This is a genomic window from Robinsoniella sp., assembly GCF_034124845.1.
Window position 1 is genome coordinate 1 of record NZ_JAWYAJ010000277.1, and the last position, 5,744, is coordinate 5,744.

The window sequence follows — 5,744 nt, forward strand, 5'->3', positions numbered from 1 at the left end:
ACATTTTGCCTGAGGCGCTGGTAAAAGCTTAACCGGGATCATGTTTGAAACCGCAGCAATGGCGGATGAGAGGAAATTATGGTAATTAAAAACGTAGCATTAGAAACTGTATGCGGGATCACCAGTGTGCTTCCGGATAATGATAAAATGGAAATTGCATTTGCAGGGAAGTCCAATGTAGGAAAATCTTCTTTAATCAATGGGTTGATGAATCGGAAATCCCTTGCAAGAACCAGTTCCCAGCCGGGAAAAACCCAGACAATCAATTTTTATAACATCAATGATGAAATGTATCTGGTGGATCTTCCCGGATATGGCTATGCAAAGGTTGCCCAGGCGGTAAAAGAAAAATGGGGTCAGCTCATCGAGCGATATCTCCATGAATCGAAACAGCTGAAAGCAGTGTTTCTGCTGATTGATATTCGTCATGAGCCTTCTGTAAATGACAAGACGATGTATGACTGGATTCTGCATAACGGTTATGAGCCAATCATTATTGCAACGAAGCTGGACAAGCTGAAAAGAAGTCAGGTTCCAAAGCATGTAAAACAAATCAGGACAGGACTGAATGTGGCAGCGGGAACGCAGATCATTCCATTTTCTGCAGAGACAAAACAAGGTAGAGATGAGATCTGGGCTTTAATTGATAGTCTGTAATAGAAACAAAATCGCGATAGCAGTATTTATTTGCCGTCGCGGTTTTTAATTTCCGAAATCCGACTGACTGGTCGGACGGAAATACACAGAAGTTGTCCGTAAAAATATAAAATTGTGGATTTAGAAGCAAAGGAAGGAGGAAATATGATATCTCGTTATAGTGTGAAACGGCCGTATACGGTGGTTGTGGCTGTAGTGCTGGTTATAATACTGGGGGTGGTGTCTTTTTTAAACATGAAGACAGATCTGCTACCGGATATGACACTGCCTTATGCTATTGTTATGACTACATACCCGGGAGCAAGCCCGGAGGAGGTTGAAACCATGGTCACCAGGCCGGTGGAACAGGCTATGGCAACTATCAGTAATATTGAAAATGTAACATCCGTATCCAGTGAAAATGTGTCTCAGGTAATTCTGGAATTTTCCCAAAGTGCCAACATGGACGCCGTTACTATTGAAATGCGTGAAAGTCTGGACCAGATTAAAGGATATTGGGAAGACAGCGTGGGCAGCCCCATTATTATGAAACTGAATCCGGATATGATGCCTATTATGGTTGCAGCGGTGGAAGCGGGCGATATGAGCAGCCTGGAACTTACGGAACTGGTGAAGAATAAATTACTTCCGGATCTGGAAAGTATTGAAGGAGTAGCTTCTGCATCTACTTCCGGAGATGTTAAAGAAGATGTAAAGGTGATTATCAGCCAGGAAAAAGTGGATGCAGTAAATCAGAAAATCATTGCGGCTCTGGATGCTAAATTTGGAGATGCAAAAGCGGAAATGGATAAAGCCCAGAGTAAGATTGACGATGGGAAAAAACAGCTGGAATCAGGACAGCAAGAACTGGCTGACCAGACTGCCAATGCAGAGGCGCAGATTAGCAGCGGTAAGGACGAACTGCTGAAAAATGAAGTCCAGATCGATACGGCACTTGCATCTATAGCAGAAAAACAACAGACGCTGGAAATGTCCAGATCGGTTATCGAGACGCTGGAAAGAAAGTTTGCCCAGGGACAGGAAGAATTGGCAGCCAAGGAAAAGGAACTTGCAAAAAGTGAAGCAGAATTGGAGAAAAAGGCAGAAGAATTAAAGGATGCGGCAAGTCAGATGAAATCCCTTCCCGAACAGTTAAAAGAACTGGAAACCCAAATACAGCAGATCACAGACGCTGAAGCGGCACTGACTCAGGCGAAAGAGAAGCTCCCGGTACTGAGAAAGGCAGAAGAAGAACTGACAAAGGCGCTGGAACAGCTGCGGGCAATGGGAGACTTGGCACCGTCTGATAAGGTAGAAGAACTGGAAAAGCAGCTGAAGCAGACAGAAGCAGGTATCCTAGCGATAGAAGACGCACTGAAAAAGATGGGCATAGAGGAAAGCCAGATCGATGAAAAACTAAAAGAACTTGGGGATACCAAAACGAGTCTGATCCAGAGCAAGACGCTGCTGGAAAAAGCGTCGCAGGCATCTTCCGGCATGGATCAGACAGCAGTGGGTGAGGCATTGATAGAAGAGGGCAAAAAACAGGCTGCCCAGGGAAAAGAGCAGATTGAGGTGTTGAAGTCCCAGCTTGAGGCACTTCAGAATCAGATCACGAATGGAAAAGCACAGCTGGATGAAGGTTCTCTCCAGTTAGAAACTGCGAAAGTACAGCTGGAAACTGCGAAAGAGCAAATTGCAACCGGACAGGCAACCGTCGCGGAAGCGCTGGGAGAACTAAACAGGCAGAAGGTAACGGCTGCTATCGAACTGGCAGCTGGCAAGGCTGAGTTAAACAATGGTGAAAAAGAACTGAAATCCGCAAAAGATCAGCTGAATTCCCAGCGGGATGCAGCTTATGATCAAGCAGATCTGGATCAGATTGTAACAACGGATATGGTAAAAGGGATTCTGGCTGCCCAGAACTTTACCATGCCCGCCGGATACGTTACAGAAGACGGGGTAGATTATCTGGTACGGGTAGGAGATAAGATTACAGAGGTGGAAGATTTATCCGGTCTGGTTTTAATGGATATGCATATAGATGGTATAGACCCCGTAAAATTATCGGATGTGGCAGACGTAGCCGTAACGGATAACAGTGACGAGGTATATGCAAAGATTAACGGTCATGCCGGAATTCTGTTTACCATGCAGAAACAGTCGGGATATTCTACGGGAGAGGTTTCGGACCGGATCAAAGCCAGATTTGAAGAACTGACCCAGGCAAATCCTCAGGCGCACTTTATTACCCTGATGGATCAGGGAGTATACATAGACCTGGTAGTGGATTCGGTACTCCAGAATATGATTATGGGTGGTATACTGGCAATACTTGTACTGTTCTTATTTCTAAAGAGTTTTCGTCCCACACTGGTTATTGCATTCTCTATTCCGATCAGTATTATGACAGCGATAGTTCTGATGTATTTTACCGGAATTACCTTAAATGTCATTTCTTTGTCCGGGCTTGCACTGGGTGTGGGAATGCTGGTAGACAATTCCATTGTTGTAATCGAGAATATCTACCGTCTGAGGACAGAAGGACTTCCGGTGAAAAAGGCGGCTGTAGAAGGCGCCCATCAGGTTGCAGGTGCAATTGCGGCATCCACATTGACAACGATTTGTGTATTTGCACCCATTGTATTTACAAAAGGAATTACCAGGCAGCTTTTTGTGGACATGGGGCTTACCATAGCGTTTTCACTGCTGGCGAGTCTTGTGGTAGCACTGACGCTGGTACCGATGATGGGAGCCGGACTGTTAAAAAATACCGCAGAAAAGCAGAGTAAGGTACTGGACCGGTTGATAGGGGGCTATGGAAAAATTATTAAGCTGGCACTTCGGTTTAAACCGGTTGTACTGATTGGTTCCATAGTTCTGCTGATACTGAGCGGTGTATTGGCGGTATCCAGAGGAACTGCTTTTATGGCTGATATGGAGAGTACCCAGATGAATGTGAGTCTGACCATGCCGGATGAAGCGACCTTAAAAGACACTGGTGAAATGTCAGATAAAGTTATGGAAGAAATTCTGAATATCCCGGATGTGACCGATGTGGGAGCAATGGCGGGTAATTCCGGCATCGGTATGATGGGTGCAGGAAAGTCAAAAACCAATAAAGTAACCATGTATGTGCTATTGAGTGAAAAAAAGAAAGCCACTAACGAGAAGATAGCACAAGAGATTAAAAACAGAACAAAAGGATTTCCCTGTGAAATAGAGGTAGAGACTTCCAGCATGGATATGTCGGCATTAGGCGGCAGCGGGGTATCCATTAAGGTGAAAGGGCGTGAACTGGATACCATCAAGGAAATCGCAACGGATGTCGCGGAAATTGTAACAGATGTAAAAGGTACGCAGGATATTTCAGACGGAATTGAGGAGAAGACTCAGGAAATGCGTCTGGTGGTAGATAAAATGGCAGCTTCCGAATATCAGCTGACTGTTGCACAGGTATTCCAATATCTCCAGGGAAAGCTGGCGGAAGCGAAATCCGCAACTACCATTTCAGCAGATGCAAAAGATTATTCGGTGATAGTAATGGATGGCGGGGACAAAGCGCTAACCAGAGATGAAATTAAAAAACTCCGCATTACAGGAAAAGATGCAGAAGGAAAAGAAAAAGATGTACCGCTTATGGATATTGTTAAATTTGTGGATACGGAAGGCTTTACTTCGATTAACAGGGAGGCACAGACCCGTTATGTAACGGTGACGGCCGGATTGGATAAAGATGCAAATATCGGTATTGTATCGGATGAAATTAATAAAAAGCTGGCAGAATATGAAGTGCCTAAAGGTTACACTGTAGAGATGGCAGGGGAGGATCAGACGATAAATGAATCCATGACAGAAGTATATAAAATGCTTGGTCTTGCTGTGGTATTTATGTATCTGATCATGGTGGCGCAGTTTCAGTCACTGCTTTCTCCGTTTATCATTATGTTTACCATACCTCTTGCGTTTACCGGGGGATTGTTAGGGTTGTTTTTTACCAATAACCCTGTCAGTGTTATAGCTATGATCGGATTCGTAATGCTGTCCGGAATTATTGTAAACAATGGTATTGTTCTGGTTGATTATATTAACCAGTTGAGAAAAGGAGGTATGGAGAAACGGGAAGCAATTGTGGAAGCGGGAATGACCAGACTGCGACCGATTATTATGACGGCGCTGACCACTGTCTTAGGACTTTCCACAATGGCTATGGGAATCGGTATGGGTTCCGATATGGTTCAGCCAATGGCAATTGTAACCATCGGCGGCCTGATTTACGGGACACTGCTGACTCTGGTTGTGGTTCCATGTATTTATGATTTGTTTAACAGAAAAGAAGACATCACAGAGGAGGAAATATAAATGATGGACGCAGGAAAGATACAGGAACTGCTGCAGATGAATTCCCCAAAGGTTACTGCAATGTATGAAGCGGTTAATGACCTGGTACTTGAGGGAATGAGTTTACATTCCATTAAGGTATCCGACATTACGCAGAAAGCGGGAATTGGGAAGGGTACGGCATATGACTATTTTCAAAGTAAAGAAGAAATTATAACTAAGGCGATTCTTTACAACATCCATAAAAGCATCTGTGATATGGCTCATTGTGTGATGAAAAGAGATTGTTTTGCAGATAAAATGTACGAAATCCTGAACAATATGGAGAAAAATTATAAAACCAGAAGAAGCTGGCTCCAGTATCTGTGCTTTCATGCACAATCCATTACAATGGAACAGGAGCATTTGGAAAGCATACTGAAACTGGAAGGATATGACAGCGGGCTGCGCTGCTTTGTCAGAGAGTTAGTGGATCAGGCATACAAAGAAAAGCTGATTCCCAAGCAGCTTTCCTATTACCGCGCAGCAGTTGGACTTTTCCCGCAGATATCTGCATTTTGGTACTATCTGGACGGGAAAGCAGGGACGGATGAGGTGACTGTGGAAGAGGCTAAGCAGATTGCATATGAAAATGTGCTAAAAGTCTGGAGATAAAGTAAAATTGTAACCTTTCCTAACAAAAACCTTGTATGTTTTGTATTTGTTTGATATAATAGCAACTATAAATTTGTGCAGAATGCGAGGACGGAGGTATTGACATGAAAAGA

At 44.0% G+C, this 5,744-nt stretch carries 3 protein-coding genes; all 3 read left to right on the forward strand.

The features are described from left to right. Window positions 1–78: 78 nt before the first annotated feature. The 3 genes from yihA to ACH2DQ_RS13535 all read left to right on the forward strand — a co-directional run bounded on the left by yihA (window position 79) and on the right by ACH2DQ_RS13535 (window position 5,631). Window positions 79–657: a ribosome biogenesis GTP-binding protein YihA/YsxC gene (gene yihA, locus ACH2DQ_RS13525; RefSeq protein ID WP_394912225.1), complete on the forward strand. Its 579-nt coding sequence runs from the start codon at window positions 79–81 to the stop codon at window positions 655–657. Between the two features lie 144 nt (window positions 658–801). Continuing rightward, a complete protein-coding gene (locus ACH2DQ_RS13530; protein ID WP_394912224.1) occupies window positions 802–4,998 on the forward strand; it encodes an efflux RND transporter permease subunit in 4,197 nt (1,398 codons plus the stop codon). Continuing rightward, window positions 4,999–5,631, forward strand: a complete 633-nt coding sequence (locus tag ACH2DQ_RS13535; RefSeq protein ID WP_394912223.1) for a TetR/AcrR family transcriptional regulator — start codon at window positions 4,999–5,001, stop codon at window positions 5,629–5,631. It abuts the gene before it with no gap. Window positions 5,632–5,744 lie beyond the last annotated feature (113 nt).

Coding starts and splice junctions, on each gene's coding strand:
- yihA (WP_394912225.1), top strand. CDS start 79: ATGGTAATTAAAAACGTAGCATTAGAAACTGTATGCGGGATCACCAGT.
- ACH2DQ_RS13530 (WP_394912224.1), top strand. CDS start 802: ATGATATCTCGTTATAGTGTGAAACGGCCGTATACGGTGGTTGTGGCT.
- ACH2DQ_RS13535 (WP_394912223.1), top strand. CDS start 4,999: ATGATGGACGCAGGAAAGATACAGGAACTGCTGCAGATGAATTCCCCA.